The organism is Nonomuraea glycinis, assembly GCF_014646515.1.
GTDB classification, from domain to species: Bacteria; Actinomycetota; Actinomycetes; order Streptosporangiales; family Streptosporangiaceae; genus Nonomuraea; species Nonomuraea glycinis.
Genome location: NZ_BMNK01000019.1, coordinates 33,890 through 56,825, shown reverse-complemented (window position 1 = coordinate 56,825; position 22,936 = coordinate 33,890). Strand labels below are relative to the sequence as shown.

At 71.8% G+C, this 22,936-nt stretch carries 21 protein-coding genes and 2 tRNA genes; 14 read left to right on the top strand and 9 right to left on the bottom strand.

Features of this window, described 5'->3' with window-relative positions; genetic code table 11:
- Nucleotides 1-11: 11 nt before the first annotated feature.
- Nucleotides 12-1,175 carry a serine hydrolase domain-containing protein gene (locus tag IEY87_RS37725; protein WP_189143642.1) on the bottom strand — a complete coding sequence of 388 codons (1,164 nt, stop codon included), beginning with the start codon at nt 1,173-1,175 and terminating at the stop codon, nt 12-14.
- Nucleotides 1,176-1,413: 238 nt separating this feature from the next.
- On the opposite strand from IEY87_RS37725, the gene IEY87_RS37720 reads away from it, so the two are divergent.
- Both IEY87_RS37720 and IEY87_RS37715 read left to right on the top strand, forming a co-directional pair.
- A complete protein-coding gene (locus IEY87_RS37720; RefSeq protein WP_189143641.1) occupies nt 1,414-2,148 on the top strand; it encodes a MarR family transcriptional regulator in 735 nt (244 codons plus the stop codon).
- A gap of 33 nt (nt 2,149-2,181) precedes the next feature.
- On the top strand, nt 2,182-2,904 hold the full coding sequence (locus tag IEY87_RS37715) for an SDR family oxidoreductase (protein WP_225277995.1): 723 nt from the start codon (nt 2,182-2,184) through the stop codon (nt 2,902-2,904).
- Between the two features lie 95 nt (nt 2,905-2,999).
- Here the strand turns inward: IEY87_RS37715 and IEY87_RS37710 are convergent, their stop codons facing one another.
- Nucleotides 3,000-3,758: a class I SAM-dependent methyltransferase gene (locus tag IEY87_RS37710; RefSeq protein WP_225277994.1), complete on the bottom strand. Its 759-nt coding sequence runs from the start codon at nt 3,756-3,758 to the stop codon at nt 3,000-3,002.
- Between the two features lie 150 nt (nt 3,759-3,908).
- Here IEY87_RS37710 and IEY87_RS37705 point away from each other — a divergent pair, with 150 nt between their 5' ends.
- The 3 genes from IEY87_RS37705 (at nt 3,909) to IEY87_RS37695 (ending at nt 4,803) form a co-directional block, all read left to right on the top strand.
- Complete coding sequence (locus IEY87_RS37705; RefSeq protein ID WP_189143639.1) at nt 3,909-4,511, top strand: TetR/AcrR family transcriptional regulator; 603 nt, start codon at nt 3,909-3,911, stop codon at nt 4,509-4,511.
- A 126-nt stretch (nt 4,512-4,637) separates the two neighbouring features.
- A tRNA-Gly gene (locus IEY87_RS37700) sits at nt 4,638-4,709 on the top strand.
- 19 nt (nt 4,710-4,728) lie between these two features.
- Nucleotides 4,729-4,803 (top strand) — tRNA-Val (locus tag IEY87_RS37695).
- A 37-nt stretch (nt 4,804-4,840) separates the two neighbouring features.
- Here the strand turns inward: IEY87_RS37695 and IEY87_RS37690 are convergent.
- On the bottom strand, nt 4,841-5,335 hold the full coding sequence (locus IEY87_RS37690; protein WP_189143638.1) for a VOC family protein: 495 nt from the start codon (nt 5,333-5,335) through the stop codon (nt 4,841-4,843).
- A 256-nt stretch (nt 5,336-5,591) separates the two neighbouring features.
- On the opposite strand from IEY87_RS37690, the gene IEY87_RS37685 reads away from it, so the two are divergent.
- The 3 genes from IEY87_RS37685 (at nt 5,592) to IEY87_RS37675 (ending at nt 8,183) form a co-directional block, all read left to right on the top strand.
- Nucleotides 5,592-6,215: an NAD(P)H-binding protein gene (locus tag IEY87_RS37685; RefSeq protein WP_189143637.1), complete on the top strand. Its 624-nt coding sequence runs from the start codon at nt 5,592-5,594 to the stop codon at nt 6,213-6,215.
- 70 nt (nt 6,216-6,285) lie between these two features.
- Nucleotides 6,286-7,377: an LLM class flavin-dependent oxidoreductase gene (locus IEY87_RS37680; protein WP_189143636.1), complete on the top strand. Its 1,092-nt coding sequence runs from the start codon at nt 6,286-6,288 to the stop codon at nt 7,375-7,377.
- Nucleotides 7,378-7,460: 83 nt separating this feature from the next.
- Nucleotides 7,461-8,183 carry an FMN reductase gene (locus IEY87_RS37675; RefSeq protein WP_189143635.1) on the top strand — a complete coding sequence of 241 codons (723 nt, stop codon included), beginning with the start codon at nt 7,461-7,463 and terminating at the stop codon, nt 8,181-8,183.
- 80 nt (nt 8,184-8,263) lie between these two features.
- Here the strand turns inward: IEY87_RS37675 and IEY87_RS37670 are convergent, their stop codons facing one another.
- The 6 genes from IEY87_RS37670 to IEY87_RS37645 form a co-directional block, all read right to left on the bottom strand.
- The gene (locus IEY87_RS37670) at nt 8,264-9,172 is read right to left on the bottom strand and encodes an NHL repeat-containing protein (protein WP_189143634.1); all 909 of its coding nucleotides are present in this window, start codon (nt 9,170-9,172) and stop codon (nt 8,264-8,266) included.
- A 98-nt stretch (nt 9,173-9,270) separates the two neighbouring features.
- Nucleotides 9,271-9,870: a DUF1349 domain-containing protein gene (locus IEY87_RS37665; protein ID WP_189143633.1), complete on the bottom strand. Its 600-nt coding sequence runs from the start codon at nt 9,868-9,870 to the stop codon at nt 9,271-9,273.
- The gene (locus IEY87_RS37660; protein WP_189143632.1) at nt 9,867-10,910 is read right to left on the bottom strand and encodes a Gfo/Idh/MocA family protein; all 1,044 of its coding nucleotides are present in this window, start codon (nt 10,908-10,910) and stop codon (nt 9,867-9,869) included. The genes IEY87_RS37665 and IEY87_RS37660 overlap by 4 nt, the downstream gene beginning before the upstream one ends.
- The gene (locus IEY87_RS37655; protein ID WP_189143631.1) at nt 10,901-11,896 is read right to left on the bottom strand and encodes a zinc-dependent alcohol dehydrogenase; all 996 of its coding nucleotides are present in this window, start codon (nt 11,894-11,896) and stop codon (nt 10,901-10,903) included. The genes IEY87_RS37660 and IEY87_RS37655 overlap by 10 nt, the downstream gene beginning before the upstream one ends.
- A gap of 10 nt (nt 11,897-11,906) precedes the next feature.
- Nucleotides 11,907-13,724 carry a N,N-dimethylformamidase beta subunit family domain-containing protein gene (locus IEY87_RS37650; protein WP_189143630.1) on the bottom strand — a complete coding sequence of 606 codons (1,818 nt, stop codon included), beginning with the start codon at nt 13,722-13,724 and terminating at the stop codon, nt 11,907-11,909.
- On the bottom strand, nt 13,721-14,881 hold the full coding sequence (locus IEY87_RS37645; protein ID WP_189143629.1) for a glycosyltransferase family 2 protein: 1,161 nt from the start codon (nt 14,879-14,881) through the stop codon (nt 13,721-13,723). The genes IEY87_RS37650 and IEY87_RS37645 overlap by 4 nt, the downstream gene beginning before the upstream one ends.
- Before the next feature lie 275 nt (nt 14,882-15,156).
- On the opposite strand from IEY87_RS37645, the gene IEY87_RS37640 reads away from it, so the two are divergent.
- The 6 genes from IEY87_RS37640 to IEY87_RS37615 are packed head-to-tail and all read left to right on the top strand — an operon-like array spanning nt 15,157 to nt 22,876.
- Nucleotides 15,157-16,350 carry a radical SAM protein gene (locus tag IEY87_RS37640; protein ID WP_189143628.1) on the top strand — a complete coding sequence of 398 codons (1,194 nt, stop codon included), beginning with the start codon at nt 15,157-15,159 and terminating at the stop codon, nt 16,348-16,350.
- A 15-nt stretch (nt 16,351-16,365) separates the two neighbouring features.
- Complete coding sequence (locus tag IEY87_RS37635; protein ID WP_189143627.1) at nt 16,366-18,438, top strand: DegT/DnrJ/EryC1/StrS family aminotransferase; 2,073 nt, start codon at nt 16,366-16,368, stop codon at nt 18,436-18,438.
- Nucleotides 18,435-19,709, top strand: coding sequence for an aldehyde dehydrogenase family protein (locus IEY87_RS37630; RefSeq protein ID WP_189143626.1), 1,275 nt, complete (start codon nt 18,435-18,437; stop codon nt 19,707-19,709). The genes IEY87_RS37635 and IEY87_RS37630 overlap by 4 nt, the downstream gene beginning before the upstream one ends.
- A 44-nt stretch (nt 19,710-19,753) precedes the next feature.
- Entirely contained in the window at nt 19,754-20,815 is a 1,062-nt protein-coding gene (locus IEY87_RS37625) for an acyl-CoA synthetase family protein (RefSeq protein ID WP_189143625.1), read from the top strand.
- Complete coding sequence (locus IEY87_RS37620; RefSeq protein ID WP_189143624.1) at nt 20,815-21,678, top strand: phytanoyl-CoA dioxygenase family protein; 864 nt, start codon at nt 20,815-20,817, stop codon at nt 21,676-21,678. The genes IEY87_RS37625 and IEY87_RS37620 overlap by 1 nt, the downstream gene beginning before the upstream one ends.
- Nucleotides 21,665-22,876 carry an MFS transporter gene (locus IEY87_RS37615; RefSeq protein WP_189143623.1) on the top strand — a complete coding sequence of 404 codons (1,212 nt, stop codon included), beginning with the start codon at nt 21,665-21,667 and terminating at the stop codon, nt 22,874-22,876. The genes IEY87_RS37620 and IEY87_RS37615 overlap by 14 nt, the downstream gene beginning before the upstream one ends.
- Nucleotides 22,877-22,936 lie beyond the last annotated feature (60 nt).

Below are 22,936 nucleotides of genomic sequence, written 5' to 3'. Positions count from 1 at the left end.
GTGGTTCAGGCTCATCGAGACACGGCCGGGCAGAACTCGGCGGCGAGCACGTCGGTGAAGACGCTCAGGGGCGCCCAGTCGCCGTTGACCTGGGTGGTGAGGCGGTGCTTGCCGTCACGGGTGCCCATGGCATAGCTCCATGAGCCGTAAGTGGCACCGGCGTTGCCCCAGACGCTGGTGCCGCAGGGCAGCTTCTGCTCGAAGACGCCCAGGCCGTACCGCGTTCCAGGGATCCAGTTCGCCCCCTCGGTGGGGACGGTGGTGAGCATCTCGCGCAGCTGCGCGGCCGGCAGGACGCGCCCGCCGAACAGGGCGCCGAAGAACCGGTTGAGGTCGATGGTGGTGGAGATGACGCCACCGGCGGCCCAGGCGAAGGACTGGTTCATGCGGGTGGCGTCGTAGATCGTGGGCTGGGGGTCGCGGGAGAACAGGATGGAGTAGTGCATCGGGTGCGGACCGCGGATCTCGGGGTCGGTGCCGGGCAGGGAGGTGCCGGTCAGGCGCAGCGGGCGGATGACGGTCCGGGTGAGTTCCTGCTCGAACGTCCTGCCTGTCGCCTTCTCGACGACCATCGCGGCGAGGATGTAGTTGGTGTTGGAGTAGGTGAAGCGCTGACCCGGCTCGCCGGTGGGCGGGTGCGCCAGGGCGATCTTCGCCAGCTGCCGCGGGGTATAGGTGTCGTAGCGGTGCTTGAACCACTCGGCGCCGACGCCCCTGGCGAAGAACTCCTCATCGCCGGTGTAGGCGTAGATGCCGCTGGTCTGGTTGAGCAGCTGCCTTATGGTGATCTTGCCGGGCTTGTAGGCACTGCCGTCGAACAGCCCTGGCAGCCACTTGTCCAGGGGGTCGTCGAGGCTCAACTTGCCCTCGGCCGCGAGCTTGAGCACCACGGTGGCGGTGAAGGCCTTGGAGGCGCTGCCGATACGGAACCGCTCGTTCTGCCGGCGCTGGCGTCCGGTCCCGGTGTCGGACACGCCCGCTGAGCCGAACCAGGAGCGGTGACCGTCCCGGACCTCGGCCACCATCCCAGGGGCGAGCTTGGCGGCCACGGTCCGGTCGAGCACTCGCTGCACCTGGGGATGGACGGGAGCAGGCGATGCGGCGGCGGGCAGGGCGGTGGCGGCCAGGGTCGCGGTGACGAGCAGCGCCGCCTTGGCGGACTTCGATGCGATCACGTCAATTCCTTCGAGGGGTGGGGCGCCGTCCAGCGGGGCGCCCACTTTGCGTTCACAATAATCGAAAAGCTAACTTGCATTTACTGAAACGTCAACATGAATCGAGCCTTCATACAGGCGATGCATGCATGACTTGCAATGTGAATGGCGGTGAACGCAAGCCAAGTGACTTGCAATGAGATGGGTACGAATGCAAGACTGCCCTGTCCGAACGCGCATGACCAGGGAGGCGTCGCCCATGCCCGGAGGCAGGCTGACCCACCAAGACCGCCGGCAGATCGCCGACGGACTGACCCAAGGGCTGTCTCCGACCGAGATCGCCGCTCGGCTGAACCGGCCGCTGTCCACCATCACGCGGGAAGTCGCCCGCAACGGCGGCCCCGACGGTTACCAGGCCGACCAGGCGCACCAGGCCACCCGGGACCGCGCCCGCAGACGTCCGCCGCCGCAGGGACGACGCGACCCCAAAACGGTCGGTGAGCTGGAGGAGCAGTTCACCACGGTGATGATCGACACCGGGCTGTCGCGGATGACCGCCCGCGTCCTGGCCAGCCTCTACCTCACCGACAGCGGCAGCCTCACCGCGGCCGAACTCACCCACAAGCTGCAGGTCAGCCCCGCCTCCATCTCCAAGGCCATCGGCGAACTCGAACGACAGGAACTGATCCGCCGCGAACGAGATCCCCGCCGCCGGCGCGATCGCTACGTCATCGATGCCGATGCCTGGTTCCGCGGCTGGCTGGCCAGCGCCCGCCAGAACACCCGGCTGGCCTCCTTCGCCCACCAAGGAGCGGCGACGCTCGGCGCCACCTCACCCGCCGGAATCCGGCTCCGGGACATCGGCGACTTCTTCGACCACGTCAGCCACGCCATGCTCCAAGCAGCCGAGCAGTGGCGCCAGGCCTACGAACGTTCCCTGCGGGAACGCCCGCCGACCGGCTCGCAGCCGGATGAGCCGACCCATGCTCGCTAGGCTGGCGCGCATGTGCGTACCAAGGAGTGAGCAGTGAAGGTGGCGCTGGTGACCGGCGCGTCCCGGGGGCTCGGCGCCGCCATCGCGCGGCGGCTGGGCGCCGACGGCTGGGCCGTCGCGGTCAACTACCGCTCCGACTCCGGCGGGGCCGCCCAGGTGGTCGAGGAGATCCGTACGGCGGGCGGCCGCGCCGAGTCGTTCGCCGCCGACGTCACGGACGAGGCGGGCACCGCCGAGCTGGCCGCCCAGGTGGCCGAGCGGCTCGGTCCCATCGACGCGCTGGTGCTCAACGCGACCGGCCCGCAGCCCGAGGCGCCGGTGGCGGAGGTGACCTGGCAGGCCTACCTCGATCAGCTCACGTTCTTCGTCAAGAGCCCGACGCTGCTGGTGCAGGCCTGCCTGCCGTCCTGGCAGGCCCGAGGCGGCGGCCGGGTCATCCAGATCGGCTCCGACATCGTCGACCGCGCCCTGCCCCTGACGTCCGCGTACACCGCCGCCAAGGGTGCGCAGCAGGCCCTGACCCGCCTGTGGGCCCGCGAGCTCGGCCCGCACGGCGTCACCGTCAACCTCGTCGCTCCCGGCTGGATCCCGGTCGAACGGCACGCGGGCCTGGAGGTCGCCGACTATCTGACTCAGGTCCCCCTGGGCCGCATGGGGACGCCCGAGGACGTGGCGGGCATGGTGGCCTACCTCGCCTCGGACCAGGCCGCCTTCGTCACCGCCCAGCACATCACCGTCAACGGCGGGCACACCTGACCTTCGCGTGAGCCGCTGTCCCGATGTCCCGCTCGCACGTGAGCCCCGGTCCTCGCACGTGAGCCCCGGCCCGCGCCTTCGGAGTGGTGCACGGCTCAGGTGTTCAGCGTCGCGGCGGTCGCCATCGTGGTGTAGGTCATGGTGAAGCCGCCGCCGATCGCGTCGATGGCGGCCCCGACGCTCTCCAGCACCTCGGCCAGCCTGTCCGGTGGGAGCCGGGTGAGCGCGCCGGTGGTGGGCAGCAGGTCGAGCCAGTCGTCGCGGCGGTAGTGCCGCTCCCAGTCGAATCGCCACCGCTCCGGCTCGCCGAACCCGGCCGCATCACGGATGCCGTCGCTGAACGTGTCGAACATCGCCTGGTAGACGTCCTGGGCCGGCCTCGGCGGTCCGGCGCTGAGCGGCGAATCGGGCGCCACCTTCCGGAAGACGGTGGCGAACGCCTCCGCGACGGACGGCGGCGGGGCGTACGCGTGCGCGAACACCGCCAGCAGGCCGCCGGGACGCAGCACCCGCGCCGCCTTGGCCGCGCCCGCGACGGGGTCCACCCAGTGCCAGGACTGCCCGGCGACGACCGCGTCGAAGGTGCGACCGGCGGCGTCCCAGTCCTCGAACGTCGCCACCTCGACCTCGACCCCCGTGCGGCGGGCGAACTCGGCCATCCGGGCGTCCGGCTCGACGCCCAGCACCGTGCACCCGGCCGCCAGGAACTGACGGGCTTCTATGCCGGTGCCGCAGCCGACGTCGACGAGGTCAGGGCCCGGGGCGGCGGCGATGATCCGCCGCACCAGGGCGTCGGGATACTCGGGCCGGGTCCGGTCGTAACGTTCGGTGTCGGCCCCGAAGGACTCCGCCATCTGCCTGGCCTTATGAGGTTCGTTCCACGGAGGCTCAGGTCGTTCTCGCGCTATAGTGGGCATGCGCCCACGGTAGTGGGCAGTCGCCCACTCTACAACCGGTCAGCGGTTCGCCGTGAGCGAAGGCGTGTGCAGAAGGAGGAACGGGCGATGCCGACGGGAGTGGCTCTCCGGGATGTGCGGCAGCAGTTGTTCGACGCCGCCGAGCGTGTCCTGCTCCGGGACGGGGCCGCCGGCCTGACCAGCCGGGCGGTCACGGCGGAGGCGGGTGTCGCCAAGGGCGTCCTGCACCGGCACTTCGAGGACTTCGACGCCTTCCTCGCCGACCTCGTGCGGGACCGCATCGCCCGGCTCGAGAGCCAGACCGCCGCCCTGCGCGCCGCCGCCGGGACCGGCGACGTCGCCGGCAACCTGACCGGGGCACTGTTCGAGCTGTTCGACTCGGTCGCCGTGGCGATCGTCGGCCTGGTCATCTTCCGGGATGAGTTGCGTGCCCGGCTGCGTCAGGCCGGGCCTGCTGTCGGCATCCCGGTCCTGACGGATGCCGTAGCCATGATCGCCGCCTATCTGAACGAGGAGTGTGAGCTTGGCCGCGTCGCGGCGGACGCCGACGTGGACGCGCTGGCGCTCTCCCTGATCGGGGCCGGGCACCTGCTGTTCGCGGGCCGGGAGGGGGTCGCGCCGCAGCCTGCGGAAGTCAGCGAAGTGGTGACCGCCGTCATCGCCGACATCGTGCAACGACGACTGCTGTGAGCCGATGATCAGCGGACACGTCGCGGGATCACCTGGTACGCCGAGCGGGTGGGGTAATCCGGTTTGGGGACTTGGCCGTCATTCGCTAGAGTTCTCTTCGTCGCCCGGTGTTCAGCCGGGACGGACGCGGAAGTGGCTCAGTGGTAGAGCATCACCTTGCCAAGGTGAGGGTCGCGGGTTCGAATCCCGTCTTCCGCTCTGAGCTTCGGCTCGACACGGACGATTAGCTCAGCGGGAGAGCGCTTCCCTGACACGGAAGAGGTCACTGGTTCAATCCCAGTATCGTCCACCACACTTTGCGCAGTCCAGGTCCGATGGGCCGGGCAGGCTCAGCGCCCGCCATCGGTGACCTCCTCGCTCCCGGCCGAGGTCCCGAAACCGTCCAGGGTCTCGCGTTCCTCCTGGCCGACAAGCTCCTGGAAGAGCGTGATGTGCAGGTCCGCAGGCGCGTCCAGGCGTGAGTTCAGCGACTGCCAAGGCGTGACGGTGGGTGGTGCGACCTGGGTGGCGCCGGCGGCCAGCAGCCGGTCGGTGGCGGCGACGCTGTCGTCCACCTCGAACGCGACGCGGATCCGGGGCGCCACCTGGCGGCCTACCTCGACGTCGTCGATCATCCGCTTCTGCGCCGGGTTGGCGATCTCCAACGTGGCCCGGCCGGCGTCCAGGATCATCACCTCAGCGCCGTCGCCCCCGGAGAAGGCGGCTTCCTCGCGCAGGCCCAGCTGGTCGCGGTAGAACGCCACGGCGGCCTCGTAGTCCTCCGCCTCGACCACCAGCCGGAGCTGGCGGACAATGGGGGTCGGAGAGTCGGTGGGTGAGGTCATGCGAAGCTCCATGGGGAAGGTCAGCGGATACCGGTCCGGTGCACCGGGCCGGGAGCGGGCGTGTCCATCATCTCGATCAAACCCCTGCCCGGTGTGGCGGGGTCGCATCACGGCCTGGTCACCGCCAGTGCGCCCGCGCGAGCTTCGACGATCTTAAGTGGCACACGAGCGGAGACCGGGACCAGGACGTAGGCGGCGGGCATCTCCATGATCGGCCGCGAAGTCCCGCCGTGGGTCCGGCGAGTTGGGAGAGCCGATGAAGGTGATCATCTTCGGCGCCGCCGGCATGGTCGGGCAGGGCGTGCTGCGCGAATGCCTGGCCGATGACCGGGTGGAGGCGGTGCTGGTGGTGGGCCGGTCCCCCACCGGGCGGGCACACGGCAAGTCGCGTGCGATCGTGCACGGTGACCTGCTCGACCTGGCGCCCATCGAGAGCGAGCTGGCGGGGTTCGACGCGTGCTTCTTCTGCCTGGGCGTCTCCTCGGCGGGCCTGGACGAGCACCAGCGGGTCACTCTGTCCGCCGGGACGACGCTGGCCAGGGTCAACCCCGGCTCGACGTTCGTGTACGTGTCCGCAGCCGGGGCCGACGCGCAGGGTCGCCAGAAGTGGGCCAGAGTGCGGGGCGCGACCGAGAACGCGCTGCTCGCCCTGCCTTTCGAGGCGTACGTCCTGCGGCCCGGTTACATCCAGCCCCGGACGTCGCGGACGCCGTTCTACCGGCTGGCGTACGTGGTGGCGCGGCCGTTCTACCCTGTGCTGCGGCGGTTGATGCCGTCGGCGGTGACCACGACCGAGCAGATCGGGCGGGCTATGATCGCGATCGCCGACCACGGGGCGCCGAAACGCGTCCTCGGCGCGGCGGACATCAACGCTCTGTGATCTGGAATATACGAGCAGGCCCTGTCGCTGTTAGCAGTTGAAAGTTCAATAGTTCGGGATGGTGACTATCATGCAGTTCGGGATTTTCAGCGTCGGGGACGTGACCACCGATCCGACCACAGGCAGGACCCCGACCGAGGCCGAGCGGATCAAGGCCATGGTCACCATCGCGCTCAAGGCCGAGGAGGTCGGGCTCGACGTGTTCGCCACCGGCGAGCACCACAACCCGCCCTTCGTGCCGTCCTCGCCGACGACCATGCTCGGCTACATCGCGGCCAGGACCGAGCGGCTCCAGCTGTCCACGGCCACCACGTTGATCACGACCAACGACCCGGTCAAGATCGCCGAGGACTTCGCCATGCTGCAACACCTGGCGGACGGCCGGGTGGACCTCATGCTGGGCCGTGGCAACACCGGACCGGTCTACCCGTGGTTCGGGCAGGACATCCGCCAGGGCATCCCGCTCGCCGTGGAGAACTACGCCCTGCTGCACAAGCTGTGGCGCGAGGACGTGGTGCACTGGGAGGGCCGCTTCCGCACGCCGCTGCAGGGCTTCACCTCCACGCCCCGCCCGCTCGACGGCGTGCCGCCGTTCGTGTGGCACGGCTCCATCCGCAGCCCCGAGATCGCCGAGCAGGCCGCCTACTACGGTGACGGGTTCTTCGCCAACAACATCTTCTGGCCGAAGGAGCACTTCGTCCGGCTGATCGACCTCTACCGGCAGCGGTACGCCCACTACGGGCACGGCACCGCCGAGCAGGCCATCGTCGGGCTCGGCGGCCAGCTGTTCATGCGGAAGAACTCCCAGGACGCCATCCGCGAGTTCCGCCCGTACTTCGACAAGGCCCCGGTGTACGGGCACGGGCCGTCGTTGGAGGATTTCATGGCTGAGACGCCGCTGGCGGTCGGCAGCCCGCAGCAGATCATCGACAAGACGCTGCGCTTCCGCGAGTACTTCGGCGACTACCAGCGCCAGCTCTTCCTCATGGACCACGCCGGGCTGCCGCTGAAGACGGTCCTGGAGCAGCTCGACATCCTCGGTGAGGAGGTCGTGCCGGTGCTGCGCGAGGAGTTCGCCAAGAACCGCCCCGCCGAGGTGCCGGAGACCCCGACCCACGCCTCCCTGCTGGCCGCCCGTACGACCGAGCCCGCCGGCGCCTGACCCGCCGCCGTCCGGCCCGCCTGACCAGCGCCTGGCCGGGCCGCGCGACCGACCCGTCAGGGTCCGAAGAAGGAGATCACCTCATGAAGCTCGTCGTCGTCACGGCGGGACTCACCCAGCCGTCCTCCACCCGCCTGCTCGCCGACCGCCTCGCCGAGGCGACCGGGGAGCGACTCCAGGGCGCGGCCGACACGACCGTGATCGAGCTGCGCGAGCTCGCGGTGGACATCGCGAACAACTTCGTCACCGGGTTCGCCAACGCCCGACTGCGCGCCGCCCTCGCGGCCGTGACGGAGGCCGACGGGCTGATCGCCGTCACGCCGGTGTTCACCGCCTCCTACAGCGGGCTGTTCAAGTCCTTCTTCGACGTCGTGGACAACACCGCGCTGGCGGGCAAGCCGGTGCTGATCGCCGCCACCGGCGGCACGCCACGTCACTCGCTGGTGCTGGAGCACGCGCTGCGCCCGCTCTTCGCGTACCTGCGCGCCGTGGTCGTGCCGACGGCCGTGTACGCGGCCTCGGAGGACTGGGGCGCGGGCGGCGACGCCGGCACCGACGGCCTGGCGGACCGCATCACCCGCGCGGCGTCCGAGCTCGCCGGCCTCATGCGCCCCCGAGCCCCGCACGCCGCCCCCCAGACCGACGCCCAGGTCAAGATCGGGACCGGCGACAGAACCGGGGCCGGTAACAAGACCAAGGGGAACGGACAAAACGGGCGAAGTGGCGGAGACGGCAAGCGGGCCGGCACCACGCTGCCCGAGGACGTCGTCCCCTTCGCGGAGTATCTCGCCTCCCTGCGCCCCTGACCGGCGACACTCCCCTGTCGCCGGCCACCCGGCCCCGCTCGTGCGGGCCGGGCGCTCGGCAGGCGAAGGTCGGCCGAAGGTCAGCGCTTGATCGAGACGACGTCGTACGGCGTGTCAGGGGTGGGCGGGGTGCTGAAGCGGGCGTTGGGCAGGTAGAGGCGCTTGCCGAAGGCCGCCACCGTGGTCGGGATGTCGAAGCGCTCGTCGGTGAGGCGTCCGGTGACGCGGCCGGAGGTGCCGTCGTGGCTCAGATGGAGCACGGCGACCGCGTTGAGCCGGTTCTGCACCACGTACAGCTTGCGGCCGTTCAGGAGCAGGCCGTCGCCGTTGGTGAGGAGTTCGCCGCCCAGGTTCACCTCGGTGGTGACGCCGGTACGGGGGTCGGCCCTGAACAGTTTGCCGGTGTTGGACTGGATGAGGAGCAGGCCCTTACCGTCCGGCGTGGCGGCGATGCCGTTGACGTTGATGCCGTCGGCGTACTGAAGAGCGCCGGTGAGGGAGAGCGTGACGGCCTGGCCGGGCAGCTTGCCGTGGCGGAGCGGCAGCTTGTACAGGACGGGGTTGGTCGAGTCGGTGATCCAGGCGGCGTCGCGGGTGAGCACGACGTCGTTGACGAACGAGGCGCCGGTGGCCAGCGGGTACGACTTGAGCACCGCGCCGGTGCGCAGGTCGACGACCCGGGCGTTGCCGGCGTTGCCGCCCGCCACGAAGAGCCTCCCCCGGTCGTCGCTCTTGAGGCCGAGCGAGGGGGTGCCCGGCCCGTTGCTGATGATCTTGCCCTTGCCGGTCCGCAAGTCGGCCCGGTAGATGGAGCCGGTCGCCCGGGAGCCGAAGTAGGCGAAGGGGCCTGGCCCGATCTCGATGCCCTCCGGCTGGAAGCCGTTGGGCAGCGAGAAGGTGTCAGGCAGCGGGGTCGCCTGGGCGGGCGGCGTCAACAGCACGCCCGCGAGCGCGGCGCAGAGCGCGGTCTTGAGGATCGCTGATCTCATGCGGACCACGATTCCTCTGCCCGAGGCGCCCCGAAAGGCCCAAGTGTCGGCTTCACAGGGACTTCGGAGGATCCGCCGGCCGGGCCCACGCCCTCGCGCTACTCGCCGTTGCGCAGGTCGGAGAGCCGTTTGGGGGTGTACTGAATGTCCTCGAAGCGGACGGTGGCGCCGTCGCCGGTCGGGCTCTGGGCGAGGAAGCCCACCTCGGGGTCTCCGTCGAGCGCGAAGTAGCGGATGAGGCTCCAGGGGCCGTCCCCTTCGGCGATGTGGAAGGCGAAGGCGGAGCCGACCCGGGAGACGCGGAGCCGGATGTCGTCGCCCCTCATCGGCATGGAGTTGCAGTCGTCGGACACGCCCCGGTTGACCACCGAGACGACCGTGGGCGTGCCCTGCGGGGACAGCTCCAGGCAGAACTTGGCCCACCGGTCGCCGTCGGCGTGCAGCAGCAGGACGGCCGCGTCGAAGGTGGACAGCAGGTCGAGCCTGACCCGGGCGCTCAGGGTGAAGTCGCCGTCCAGGCGTCCCACCAGGGCGGGGGCGTTGGCGTACCGGTTCGGCTCGCCCGGGTCGGAGAACAGGTCGGTGCCCGCCGCGGCGGTGATGACGAGCGCGTCGTCGCCGTCGACACTCCACTGCTCGGGCTCGTTCAGCCAGTGCAGCGGCGCGGGGAACGCGGGCAGGGATACGGCGGCCGTCATGTGTCTTCCTCCAGAGGGGTGGCGGCCGCGTACACGGCCGAGATGAGTCGGTCGACGGCGAAGGCGTCGCGGACGGGACAGATCGGTGCGGACCCATCGCGGACGCTACGCGCGAAGTCGGCCATGAGCGGGATGTGCAGGTTCGCCGGTGGCGGCAGGAACTCCTCGACGGTCACCCCGTCGACGGTCCCGCGCACGTTGCCCGAGTCCAGGGGGTCGAGCTCCAGGTGCCCGCCGTCGAAGGCGAGGCGCAGGTGGTCGCGGCGCGGCTCGGGGCCCCACACCGTCCTCACCTCGCCGGTGGCCCCCGCGGGCCAGGCCAGCCGCGCCCGTACGTCCCGCTCGGCACCGAGCGGGAAGCGCCGGCCGGTCCGCGCGCCGGTCACGGCCGGCTCGCCCAGCAGCAGGCAGAGCAGGTCGAGGCGGTGGCTGCCGACGTCGGCGAGCACGCCGCCGCCGGACAGCGCCGGGTCGGTACGCCACAGCTTCGGGTCGTCGGGACCGGGGTCGAAAGGACCTCGACAGTCCACGGCCACCTCGTGGATCGCGCGGCCGCGCAGCAGGTCGAGCGCGCGGCGGACGGCGGGCGCGAGCCTGCGGTAGTAGGCGACCCCCACGTGGGCGGCGGCCAGCTCGGCGAGAAGCGGTGAGCCACCAGGAGACTCCTCCTCCGGCGCCGACGAGCCGCCGGGCCCTTCCCACTCCAGCGTGGGCAGACCACCGAGCGGTTGCTCCGCCAGCGCGGGCAGAGCGCCCAGTGGCTTCTCCATGAGTACGGGCAGGCCGGCGCGGGCCGCCGCCACCGCGAGAGGCACGTGGGTCGCGACCGGCGTGGCGACGTAGACGACGTCGACCGTGTCGAGCAGCTTGCCGTAGTCGGAGGTGCCGAAGCCCGTGCCGAACTCGTCGCAGGTCCGCTGCGCACGCGCCGCATCGCGGCCCCACACGCAGGTGACCGTCTCGCCGAGGGAGAGCAGCGCGGGCAGGGCGCGCTTGCGGACGATGTCGCCGTAACCGGCGACTCCCCATCTCAGGGGCATATCGCGATCTTCAGGGTCTTCTCCGGCGGAGTGCGGTGGGGCGTGTCGTGCCCGGCGGGATGCAGGGTGGGGCTCTGGGAGAGGCGGTCGAGGGCTTCCTGGAGGTTCTCCAGCGGATAGGTGGCGGTGAGGATCGTATCGAGGCGCACCCGCCCGGCGAACGCCAGCCGTACGGCGACCGCCATGGCCTCGGCCCTGGCCGTGTCGGTCGGCTCGGCGGAGCTGTGCACGCGCAGCCCCTTCTTCTCCCACTTGACCATGTCGAAGGTGACCTCGGTGTCGACGTGGTGGGTGCCGAGGAAGACGACGAGCCCGTTCTGGCGGACCAGGTCGACGCAGGCACGGGCGGTGTGCGGGGTGCCGACCGCCTCGACGGCCACGTCGAAGTCCGCGCCGAGCCGGTCGGGCACGGCGTGCGGGGACTCCACCAGGACCGTCCGGTCGGCGCCCAGCAGCATCGACTGGTCCAGCCGCCACGGATCGAGGTCCGCGACGGCGATCTCCGCCGCGCCGCGCAGCCGCGCGACCTGGAGGGCCATCAGGCCGACCGGGCCCTGGCCGACGATGGCCACCCGGTCGCCGAGCCGTACTCCCCGGGTGGCGTGCACGGCCAGCGGCAGCAGTTGCAGGATCGCGCCGCGCTCGAACGGCACGTCGTCGGGCAGCGCGCCCACGCTGACCTCCCTGGCGGCCGCGAACTCGGCGAATCCCGAGGTGAGCGGGGTGCGCACGAACACCCGCCGCCCCGGCTCGACGCTGGTCACCCGCTCGCCGACGGCCGCCACGGTGCCGGCGATCTCGTGGCCGAAGCAGCCGGTGGCGCAGTGGTCGCGCAGGCCGTAGTAGTGGTAGTAGGCCAGGTCGCTGCGGTTGCAGACGGTGCAGGCGGCCACCCGGACCAGCACGTCGCCCGGCCCGATGGCGGGCACGGGCGCGTCGTGGTCCAGCCGGATGCGGCGGCGGCCGGCGAGCGAGATGTGGCGCACGCGCTTCCCCTCAGAGGTCGATGTCCATGAACGGCTCCCGCCAGTGGAGGTCGCCGGCCGGGGTGGCGCCGATGAGCCTGCCCGCCGTGCCGGTCAGGGTGGTCAGGCCGGGGGTCGGGCCCGATCGGGTCCACGCTCCGGTGTCCGGCGCCCTGCCGTACAGCGTGCCGTGGTCGTCCAGGCCCATCAGCCGTCCGCCCACGTGCGCGAGCGCGACGAGGCGCGGGCCGTCGGCCAGGCGGGTCCACGGGCCGGAGTGCGCGGCGGTGAGCGGGCGGCTCCACAGGTCGCCGCCGGGGCCGAGCGCGTACATGGTCCGGTCGACGGGTGCGATGCCGATCGCGCCGGGCGGCGCCTGGTAGATCTCGGTCCAGGCCGCCGCCTCGGGCACCGGGTCACGGGCGAGCACCCGGCCGGTGGAGTCCAGCCCGTACAGGAAGACAGGTGAGCCGGGCGTGGCCTCGCGCGGGGCCGCCAGCGCCATCAGGCCGGGCGCGGGCTCGATCCGCCGCCACGGCAGGTTCTGGGTGCGGCCCTGCCGGACGTGCAGGTCGCCGTCGGCCAGCACGCCGAAGAGCAGGTGCGCGCAGGCGGCCAGCCCGAGCGCGCCGGTCCCGCCGCCCATCGGCTCCCACCAGCCGGTGGGGCCGCCCAGCCGGCGCAGCACATTGCGGGTGACGCGGTCGATGACCGGGTCGTCGATGGCGTCGCCCCAGCCGATCGTGGCCGCGTTGAAGACGGTGCCGGCGCCGCGCCGCATGATGCCCATCGTGGCGTGCCCGCCCTGGCCCAGGCTCCGCCAGTGCCGCAGGTCGGCGGTGGCCAGGATGGCGAACTCGGCGGGCGTCCCGTCGGCGCCGGTCGCCAGCGGCACCCCGTCGACCTCGGTGTACTCGGCGGCGTCGGTCTCGTAGCCGATGGCGCCCCTGCCGAAGGTGTCGCCGTCGCGCAGCCCGGTGCCCTCGAACACCCAGTGCCCGGCGAACCGCACGGTGTACGCCTCGGACTTCACGGCGTTCATGTCCTCCCAGCAGCCCGCGCCGCGCCGGAAGCTCACACCGGTCAGGGTGTTCTCCGGCCGGGACACCGGCGCGCTGGTCCACTCGACCGTGACCAGGCTCGGATCGACGGCGGCCATGGGGTCGAGCAGGGCGTCACGATGGCACACCATCGTCCGGCCGCCGTCCTCCAGCCGGGTCTGCCACCAGCAGGTGTTGCCGCCGAAGAAGGCGATGTTGCCGCCGGCCGCGACGAACGCCTCGGCCGCGTCGCGCATCCGCCTGGTCCAGTACTCGTCGTGGCCCGCGATCACCAGCAGCCGCCGGCCGCGCAGCAGCGCGCCGGGGTCCTGGTGCAGGTCCAGGTTGGAGCAGTAGTCGGCGGGGAGGCCGGTACGGCTCAGCCAGTGGTAGAAGCGGTCCTCCCAGTGGCCGGCCGGACCGCCGCCGGGCCGGTCGAAGGTCACCCGGCCGGCCCGGCTCGCGCCTTCGGTCGGGTAGAGCCCCTCGCCGGGCACGCCCGCCTGGTTGTACGCCTGCCAGGTGAGGAAGGGGACGGACACCAGGATCGCGTCGCGGGGCGGGCCGCCGGGCCGGACGACGAAGTAGACGTCGTCGTCGGGGTCGGCGGAGCCGAACGACGCGGCGTACAGGGAGCTGGGCCAGTCGTGCGGGATCCGCAGCGTCCACCCCGGCTCGGTGCGGCCCCGCTCCGCCCGGATCTCGCCGGTCACCGCGTCGCGGATCGCGCAGCGGTCCGCGACGGCGGCCAGGTGGAAGCGCAGCCGTCCCCCTTGCGGCGCGGAGGTGCCGCTCGCGTACGCCTTCATCCCCGGGGTCCTCGCAGGTCTCCGTATCCGGCGTCGGCGGTCCAGCTCAGCGGCTCGATGTGGGCGTTGAACGGCGTGCCGTCCAGCGTCATCTGCGGGCGCGGATGCGCCAGGTGCAGCAGCGGATCGTCGAATCGGGTCAGCCGCCCGGCGCGGGCCAGCCTGGCCACGACGTCGTCGTCCTCGCCTCCCCAGCCCTGGTAGCGCTCGTCGAACCCGCCGATCTCGTGGAAGAGCGCGGCCCTGACCCACAGGCAGGCGCCGGGCGGCTCGCGCAGCACCAGCGAGCGGATCTCGTCGAGCGGCACGTCGCCCTCGCCCTGCTCGATCCGGCGGCGGATGGCGGCGGCGGAGGACTCAGTGTCGAGGCAGTACATGCGGCGGTAGGGCAGGAAGGCCGACAGCGCGGGGTCGGCGGCCATCCTGTCCAGGTTGCGCGCCAGGAAGCGGCGGTCCGCCAGGATGTCGGTGTCCAGCACGCAGATCAGCTCGGGCTCGCCGGGGGTGTTCCGCACCCCGGCGTTGACCGCCCACGACTTGTTGAAATGGCCGTCGTGCCGGGCGAACAGGTAGTGGTCGGCCAGCGGCTCGACGGTGTCGCGCCAGCGCGGCTCAGAGTCGGACTCGACCACGGTGACGCGCACCTGGGCGCCGTGATGGTGCTGGTCGCGCAGGGCGGCCAGGCAGGCCAGCAGGTTGCGGGCGCGGGCGCCGCCCACCCGGTCGCGGAAGGGGATCACGATCGTGACGGGCAGCCGCGGCCGGGCCCAGACGGCGACCTCGTCCAGGCTCGCGTCGGCGGCCGATCGGCCGGCCCGCTCGCCGTTGTGGTAGTCGACCAGCACCTGCTCGTCGGCCGCGGCGACCAGCTTCTCGAACCGGGCGCGCTCGTCGGGGAACTCCCGCAGCAGGTCGGTGAGCGCGTCGGCGAGCGCCGACTCCAGCGGGCGGTCGTCGGGCGCGTCGGCGAACCGGGACACGAGCGCCGCGGCGGGACCGCGGGCCACGAGGTCGGCCACCGCTCCGGCCACCTCCTTGTAGTGCGGGCCGCTGATCTCCCACCAGTCGGCCGCCACGGCCGGAACCGATGGATCGTTCGCCAGGAAGACATAAGCGGCCAGCCTGCGACCAAGTGCTCCGACTTCCGTTCCGGACATTCCGGACGACGCTATCGGGAATTCTGCCACGCCGATTCCTCTCACCTGCAATAACACGGAGCGCGCCAAACGTTACCGCGCGGAAAATTGCCTCACAAGAGGGGTTGACCAATTTCGACATTTACCCTAGCGTCACCTGGGAGCGCTCCCAAAACCTGCCTCCAGCAGGAATAGAGGCCTTCCAGAGCTGGCGTTAGAATGCTGGCGAAGCGCCCGCCGACGACTCGCGACTTACCGGCCGTCATGGAGACTGAGCGGCCGAGGGTGGAGACGAGATGCCCGACGAAACTTATCGATCCGCGCGCCCCCAGAACAGCGACGGTCTACCGGAGGTCACTCTCGACCAGGCCCACGCACCCGACAAGGTGCTGGCCCACGAGGATCTGCTGCGGAAATTCGTCAACGGCGAGACGTTCCGGCCCATCCATATGCGCATTGGCATCATGGGTGCCTGCAACATGCGTTGCAATTTCTGCAACTTCCATTCGCCGAACGAGGAGAACTTCTACGACCTGTTCTCCTTCAAGGATGCCATTCCCACAGATAAGAGCGTCAAGCTCATGCGGGAATTCGCCGAGTCCGGCGGCCGGGCGGTCACGTTCTGCGGCAGCGGCGAATGCACCATTCATCGCGGATACACGGAGATCTGCGCGGCCGGGCACGAGGCGGGGCTGCGCATCGGCCTCATCACCAACGGATCCCGCCTGCACAAGCAGCAGATCTCCGACTGCGTGATCAACACGCACACCTGGGTGCGGATCGGGCTCAACGCCGGCACCGAGGCGACGTTCAACGAGATCACCCGGGACAAGGAGCGGACCTTCACCACGTTCTTCAAGGCCGTGAGCCGCCTGCGCGAGCAGGCCGTCGACCCGGAGTTCCGGATCGGCTTCAACTTCGTGATCACCCGGCAGAACTACAAGGAGATCGTCCAGGCCGCCCAGGCCGTGCGCGACTCCGGAGCGCACTATGTGCGCTTCGAGCCGGAGTTCTACAGCTCCATGGGTCACGAGACCATCGAAGAGGTCATGGCCGAGGTCTCCGCCTCGTTGGCCGAGGTCGCCGCGCTGTCGTCGGAGGAGTTCGAGATCTCCGTGCCCAAGCTCGACCGGGGCCCGATGGACCAGGTGGAAGAGGTCGAGGGCGACTTCGAGCACTGCCACTACAGCCGCTTCGTCACAGCCGTCGGCGCGGACGGCAACCTCTACCCGTGCCCGCAGGTGCACCTGAACAGCCGTTACCTCATCGGCAATGTGCTGGAGGAGGGCTATCTCCCCGTCCTTGAGGGCGGCCCCAGGGCCGAGTGGGAGGCCAGCAACCCGCGCCGGACCGATCTGTGCAAGTCCTGCTTCTACCGGCCGCAGAACGAGCTGCTCGAATGGCTGCGCCGAGGGCAGATCAAGATCGACGACGCGCTGAACAACTACCGCATCGAAGTGCCCCACGCGCTTCACACCGACTTCGTCTGAGATCCGAGGACGCCGTTGACGCCGATCGAGCGCTTCACCCACCTCGGCCGCTCCCCCGTACGTGCTCCGGACCAGACCACCCGCAACGCGCAGGTGCGCGGGGCGGTCGTGCGGCTGGCCGCCGTCCAGGAGCGGACCCTGCGGATCCGCTCCACCTACGGCGCGGACCGGCAGGGGGCCCGCGTGGACCACTACGTCTTCGAGCACGACGGCCGCGGTGAGCTGCGCGCCGTCATGCTCACCCCGGCGAGCCCGCCGCCGTGGCCGGGCGTGCTGGTGTGCCCGGGGCGCAACGCGACCCTGGAGCGGGTGACCGGCCTCATCCCGCCCGACCATCCGGGCCGCGACGTGGCCGCCCATCTGACCCGGGCCGGATTCCTCACCCTCACCCTCGACCACGGCCTCGACCTGTGGGCCGCGCCCGCCGCGCTGGGCGGGCGCGACGCCGGCGACGTACTGGACGGCACGTTGCGGCTGCACGGGGGCAGCTTGCTCGCCGCGCTGGCCGAGGACGCCCTGGCCGCGCTCGACTGGCTGCGCGCCCGGCCGGACGTGGCGGCCACCGGCCTGTTCGGCCACAGCATGGGCGCGGCCGTGGCGCTGCACACCGCCCTCCTGGCGGACGAGCCGATCCCGCTGTGCGCGGCCAGCCACCTGGGCACCTACCAGACGATGATCGGCAAGCTGCTGGCCTGGAACCAGTACACCGCCCTGCCGTCCATCCTGCGCCACGCCGACCTGCCCGAGCTGTACACGGCCCTGTCCCCCGCACCCCTCCAGATCCAGTACGGCAACGCCGACGCGCGGCTCGACCACGACGACGCGGCACAGGCCGGCGAGCGGATCGCCACCTCCTACGAGCCGGGCCGGGCCGAGGTGCTCGACCTGCCCATGGGCCACAGCACCGGCCTGGCCGAGGCGGCGGACTTCTTCACCCGCGCCCTGGCCAAGCCCGCCGCCGGCGACGACGAGCCGTTCGTGCCCGCCGCCCGGGTGTCCTTCGGTGTACGGGCCCGCCTGGACGTCCTGGACCTGGTGGACGACGCGCTGGCATCCGGGTCGCTGACGCTCGGCCCGTGCGGCGCGCGGCTGGAGGACCTGGCCGGGCACGAGCTCGGCCGTGGCACCGCCGCCGTCAGCTCTGGCTCGTCCGCCCTGGAGATCGCCCTGCGGATCGTCGGGGTCGAGGGGCGCACCGTGCTGGTCCCGGCCAACACCTTCTTCGCGACCGCGGCGAGCGCCGTCCGCGCCGGGGCGCTGGTCGACTTCGTCGACATGGAGCCCGACGGTCTCGGCCTGGACCCCGAGGGCCTGCGGGCGGCGCTGGACGCCCATGAGGACGTGGCCGCGGTGGTGCCCGTGCACCTCGCCGGCGTCCTGCCGGACTCCCTGCCGCAGGTGCTGGCCATCTGCGCCGAGCGGGGCGTCGCGGTCGTCGAGGACGCCGCGCACGCGCTCGGCTCGTCGCTGGACGGGCGGCAGGCGGGCACGTTCGGCCGGCTGGCCGCGTTCTCCCTCTACCCCACCAAAGTCATCACCAGCGGCGAGGGCGGCCTGCTGACCGCCGCCGACCCCGCTGACCTGGAGCGGGTGCGGCGCCTGCGGGACCACGGCAAGCTGTCCTTCGAGGAGAACCTGCACGAGGACCTCGGCAGCAACTGGCGGATGAGCGAGCTGCACGCGGCCGTGGGGCTCACCCATCTGGCCCGGCTGGCGGAGGTGCTGGCCGAGCGGCGGCGGCTGGCCGCCTGGTACGACGAGAACCTGGCCCGGGTGCCCGCCCTCACCCATCACGAAATTTCGCCTGATTGCGCGACAAATCATTACAAGTACCTGGCGTTGCTGCCGGACGGCGTGGACCGGGCGGCGCTCAAGCGCCGGCTGCGCGCCGGCGGGGTGCGCCTGGCCGGCGAGGTGTACGACGTCCCGCTGCATCGCCAGCCCTACTTCGCCCCGCGCTTCGGCGACCGCTCCTACCCGCGCGCCGAGGCGTTCACGGCCCGCCACATCTGCCTGCCGATCTTCCCCGGCATGACCACCGCCCAGCAGGAACGGGTCGTCCAGGCCCTGCGGGACGCGCTCTCATGATCGGTCAGGCGGTCCTCCCGCTGCTGCGCGGGGGCCGGTGGTACCGGTCGATGGACACCGTGCCCGTCCCCGGCGCCGGGTCGCTCTGCCTGGCCCCGGAGATCATCGTCCGCGACGACGCCGCCCGGCTGCGCGCCCGGACGGCGCAGGACGGCCCCGGCCGCGCCGCGGGACCGGACCGCGACCGGCGGCTCGACCTGCTCCGCGAGGCCGTCGACCTGTTCAGGTTCGGCCGGGTCCCCGTCGAAGGGCTCGGCGTTCAGGACCCCGGCGACTTCGCCGCGTCGATGGGCGCGGCGGCCGGACTCCCGCCCGCCCTGGTACAGCGCTGGTCAGACCTGCTCGCCGCCCAACTGGAGGAGCCGGCGCCGCACGAGCACGACGGCCGGCCGGACCAGCACGACGGGCGACGGGCCGAGCTCGCGCCGCACGAGCACGACGGCCCGGCGGCCGGGCTCGTGCCGGAGGAGCGCGGGGGCCTCACTCTGGTTTCGCTGCCCGCCAACACCTTCACCTGCCTGGAGGCGGTGCTGGAGGCGGCGCTGTCCGGCGCGGCCGTCTGGGTCCGGCCGAGCCGGCGCGAGCCGCTGTCGTCGGCCCGTCTGATCGGGGCCCTGCTGAGCGTGGGCTGGCCGGCCGAGACGCTCGGCTACTACCCCACCGCGCCCCGTACCCTGCATGCCCTCATCCAGAGCTCCGACCACCAGATCGTGTACGGAGGGGACGATCTGGCGGCGGAGCTCTCCCGGCGGGCGGCGGGTCCGCCGGCGCTGGAGTTCCGCGGTCCGGGGCGAGCCTGCGTGATCGTGGACGAGCCGCCGGACCCCGAGTGGCTCGCCGAGCGGATCGCGCAGGACGCGGGCCGGTTCTGCACCAGCGCCTGCGTGGTGGCCTGCCTGCGCGGCACCGAGCCGCTCGGCCGGCGGGTCGCCGAGGTGCTGGACGGCATCTCGCTCGACCCGCCGGACCCGCGCCGCCCGCAGGCGGCCTGGCCCGAGCCCGAGGCCGCGCGGCTGGCCGAGTTCGTCATGGACCGGCTCGAACCCGGCGGGCGGCTGCTCACCCGGCGGCCGCTGCTGTCGGCGGGGTTCCTGGCGCCCACCCTGGTCGAGGTGGACGACCCCGGCCACCCGCTGGTCGGCGTCGAGCTGCCCTTCCCGTTCGCCGTCATCGTCGCCACGGACCGGGTCGGGGCGCGTGGCCTGGCCGCCCGGTCGCGCTTCGTCCACCCGCCCCGCTTCGCGATCTCCCCGGAAGGAGTGTCGTCCTGAACACGAATCGCCTCCCAGAGCCGGGCGGCTCCCTGTTAGAGGCCATGCGAGAGCACGTCCCGCCGCTGCGCGAGTCACTCGACGAGTGGACGGCACGCATGATGAGCTGGCATTTCGACGACCGGACCGGGTCGGCGTTCTGGCTGGCGCGCAAGGGCGGCCTGCCCTTCGACCCGATCAGGGACGTCACCGACTACGCCTCGCTGCGCCTGTTCGGCCTGTTCGACAAGACGGATCTGCGCGGGGTGCGGGCGCGTGACCTGGTGCCGCGCGGCTTCGCCGGCCGCCCGTTCCGGGTCGTGGAGACCGGCGGCTCGTCGGGCCGCCCGTACCGGGTGGTCGATGTCACCCGCGCCATCTACGACGTGCGGATGTACCGCGTCATGCTGGAGGCGCGCGGCCTGCTCGGCGGCGACATCCTGGCCATGACGCCCAGCGGCCCGCACGCCTACGGCCACTTCGTCAAGCTGCTCGGCGACAGCTGGGGCGCGGCCGTCTTCTCCGTCGACTTCGACCCGCGCTGGGTCAAGCAGCTGGTCCGCGCCTCGGGAGAGGCCGACGCCTACGTCGGCCATCTGATCGCGCAGACCGCGGACATTCTTGAGGACGAACGGCCCGCGCTGCTCTTCACGACCTCCCGGCTGCTCATGTCGCTCGCGCCGGCGCTCCGTAAACCCCTCAGCGCGTACGGCGTGCGCGCGGTGTGCACCGGCGGCACCTCCTGCTCGCCCGAGGAGGCCCGCTACCTGCGCGAGGAGTATCTCCAGGACGTGCAGTGGATCGACACCTACGGCAACACCCTGTCCGGGCACGCGCTGCAGGGTGACGCCCTGGAGCCCGGCGCGCCGAACAGCCACCACCTGCCGCCGCCGCTGGCGGTCATGCACGTGGTGCGGCCGGACGACGTGTGGCAGGAGGTCCCCGTCGGGGAGCGGGGGCGGATCCGGGTGGTGACCCTGCTGGAGGACCTGTTCCTGCCCAACCTGCTGGAGCGGGACACGGCGGTCGCCGCCCCCGCGCATCCGTGGTTCCCGTGGCCGGGAGTGTCGCAGGTGGGGGCGTACGAGTCGGAGGACGCGCCACGCGTCATCGAGGGGGTCTACTGATGTCCCGGCAGGCGGTGACGTCCAACGGCGTGCCCATCCCGTTCACCCCTGAGCTGTTCGCGCCGCTGGCCGACAGCACGCCGCTGGCCGGTGACCTGCTCGCCCTGCGCCGGCGTTTCCGCCAGGACGGGGTGGTGCTGCTGCGCGGCTTCCTCGACCGGCGGAAGGTGCTGGACCTGCGCGGGGCGTACCTGTCGAGGTTCCCGGACGGGTTGTTCGCGGCCGGGTCCACGCCCGAGGAGGGGATCTTCTCGGGCCGGGTGCCCGACGGGCTGCCCGCGCACGGGGTGCGCGGCCATCCGGCGCACGCCTTCGTCCGCGAGCGGCTCTTCGCCTCCTTCGCCGATCAGCCGGTGCTGCGGCGTTTGGCGGAGGCGCTGCTCGGCGGCCCGGTCGACCGGCTGCCGCGCGCCATCCTGCGGCACTTCCACGCGGGCACCCTGATGGCCTCGCGCGCGCACACCGACCACGCCTACATGACGCGGGGCAGCGAGCGGGTGCTCACCATGTGGATCCCGGTCGGCGACTGCCCGATGGAGGCCGGCGGCCTGGTCTACCTGGAAGGCTCGCACCGGGAGGCGGCCGAGCGGTTCGAGCGGGCGCGGCTCGGCAGCGACCGCGCCGGCGACCCCCGGCCGATCAGCCACGACCTCCGGGCCACGGCGCAGGCCGTCGGCCGCCGGTGGCTGTGGCATGACTATGAGGCGGGCGACCTCACCGTGCACAGTCCGCACCTGGTGCACGCCTCGCTCGATACCGTGACCGATGCCATGCGCGTCTCCGTGGACCTGCGGTTCATTCTCCGGGGCGAGAAGGCGGACACCCGATGGATGAAGGAGTGGGCCGGCGATGACGGCGCCTGAGGACACGACCACACCCGAACTCGACCCCGAGCCACGCACGGCGGCCCTGACCAGGCTGGCCGCGATGTCCATGTTCTTCATCGTGGGGCTCGCCTTCGCCACGTTCCTGATCCGGGTGCCGACCCTGAAGGTCGAGCACGGTCTCACGGACGGGCAGCTCGGCCTGCTGCTGGTCGTCCCGTCGGTCTGCGCCGTGATCTCCATGCAGGTCACCGGCGCGCTGGTCGCCAGGTTCGGCAGCGCGCCGATCGCCAGGATCACCGGCGTGGCGCTGCCGCTGTCGCTGATCGGCATCGCGGTGGCCGCCGACCCGATCCAGCTCGCCGTCGCGCTGGTGGTCTTCGGCCTGATCGACGGGCTGCTCGACGTGTCCATGAACTCCCACGCGATCGCGGTGGAGCGCACGCTCAAGCGGGCCGTGATGAACCGCTGCCACGCCGCCTGGAGCATCGGCGCGCTGGGCGCCTCCCTGCTGGGCGGCCTGACGCTGCAGCTCGACATCTCCCTGGCGGCGCACTTCGCCTGGGTGGGCGTGGGCGTGGCCGCGCTCGCGCTGGTGGTCGGCTTCTGGATGCTGCCCGCCGGCGCCGACCAGCAGCCGGAGCCCGACAAGAAGATCAGGATGCGCTGGCGGGCCGGCTGGACGCCCCGGGTGCTCCTGCTCGGCGCGATGGGGGCGAGCGTGCTCATCCTGGAGGGCGCGGTCGGCAACTGGAGCGGCGTCCTGCTGATCGACGACCGCGGCGCCACCCTGGCCGTCGCCTCGCTCGGCTACATCCTGTTCAACATCTGCCAAGTCGGCGGCCGCCTCGTCGGCGACCGCCTGCACGAGAAGTACGGCGCGCCGCCCCTGGTCCGGGTGAGCGGCGCGGTCGCGTTCGCCGGTCTGGCCATGGTCGTGACGGTCCCGAACGCGGTGGTGACCATCGTCGGCTTCGGCGTGGTCGGCGTGGGCCTGTCCGTCCTGCTGCCCCTCATCTTCAGCGCGGTCGGGCACGGCAGCTCGGACGGCGCGGCGATGGCGCTGTCCCGGTTCACCACCATGACCTACTCCGGCCTGCTGTTCGGCCCGGTCCTGATCGGCTGGATCGCCGAAGCCATAGGCAAGATCACCACTTTCGCCGGGCTGCTCCTGCTGCTGATGGTGGTGATCCTCAACGCCAGGGCGACCGCCTCCGCCGACCTGAGGGACGCCTGACCTGACGGCCTCCCCCGCCACGCTCGGACGGCCGTGCCCCTCGCTGACCTGGTTCAGTCG

What these genes read in the sequence shown, in the direction of transcription:
- IEY87_RS37720 (WP_189143641.1), top strand. Translation starts at nt 1,414, where the DNA reads ATGCCCGGAGGCAGGCTGACCCACCAAGACCGCCGGCAGATCGCCGAC.
- IEY87_RS37665 (WP_189143633.1), bottom strand. Translation starts at nt 9,870, where the DNA reads ATGACGGCCGCCGTATCCCTGCCCGCGTTCCCCGCGCCGCTGCACTGG.
- IEY87_RS37615 (WP_189143623.1), top strand. Translation starts at nt 21,665, where the DNA reads ATGACGGCGCCTGAGGACACGACCACACCCGAACTCGACCCCGAGCCA.
- IEY87_RS37690 (WP_189143638.1), bottom strand. Translation starts at nt 5,335, where the DNA reads ATGACCTCACCCACCGACTCTCCGACCCCCATTGTCCGCCAGCTCCGG.
- IEY87_RS37630 (WP_189143626.1), top strand. Translation starts at nt 18,435, where the DNA reads ATGATCGGTCAGGCGGTCCTCCCGCTGCTGCGCGGGGGCCGGTGGTAC.
- IEY87_RS37675 (WP_189143635.1), top strand. Translation starts at nt 7,461, where the DNA reads ATGAAGCTCGTCGTCGTCACGGCGGGACTCACCCAGCCGTCCTCCACC.
- IEY87_RS37650 (WP_189143630.1), bottom strand. Translation starts at nt 13,724, where the DNA reads ATGAAGGCGTACGCGAGCGGCACCTCCGCGCCGCAAGGGGGACGGCTG.
- IEY87_RS37620 (WP_189143624.1), top strand. Translation starts at nt 20,815, where the DNA reads ATGTCCCGGCAGGCGGTGACGTCCAACGGCGTGCCCATCCCGTTCACC.
- IEY87_RS37640 (WP_189143628.1), top strand. Translation starts at nt 15,157, where the DNA reads ATGCCCGACGAAACTTATCGATCCGCGCGCCCCCAGAACAGCGACGGT.
- IEY87_RS37685 (WP_189143637.1), top strand. Translation starts at nt 5,592, where the DNA reads ATGAAGGTGATCATCTTCGGCGCCGCCGGCATGGTCGGGCAGGGCGTG.
- IEY87_RS37670 (WP_189143634.1), bottom strand. Translation starts at nt 9,172, where the DNA reads ATGAGATCAGCGATCCTCAAGACCGCGCTCTGCGCCGCGCTCGCGGGC.
- IEY87_RS37680 (WP_189143636.1), top strand. Translation starts at nt 6,286, where the DNA reads ATGCAGTTCGGGATTTTCAGCGTCGGGGACGTGACCACCGATCCGACC.
- IEY87_RS37710 (WP_225277994.1), bottom strand. Translation starts at nt 3,758, where the DNA reads ATGGCGGAGTCCTTCGGGGCCGACACCGAACGTTACGACCGGACCCGG.
- IEY87_RS37625 (WP_189143625.1), top strand. Translation starts at nt 19,754, where the DNA reads ATGCGAGAGCACGTCCCGCCGCTGCGCGAGTCACTCGACGAGTGGACG.
- IEY87_RS37645 (WP_189143629.1), bottom strand. Translation starts at nt 14,881, where the DNA reads ATGTCCGGAACGGAAGTCGGAGCACTTGGTCGCAGGCTGGCCGCTTAT.
- IEY87_RS37660 (WP_189143632.1), bottom strand. Translation starts at nt 10,910, where the DNA reads ATGCCCCTGAGATGGGGAGTCGCCGGTTACGGCGACATCGTCCGCAAG.
- IEY87_RS37705 (WP_189143639.1), top strand. Translation starts at nt 3,909, where the DNA reads ATGCCGACGGGAGTGGCTCTCCGGGATGTGCGGCAGCAGTTGTTCGAC.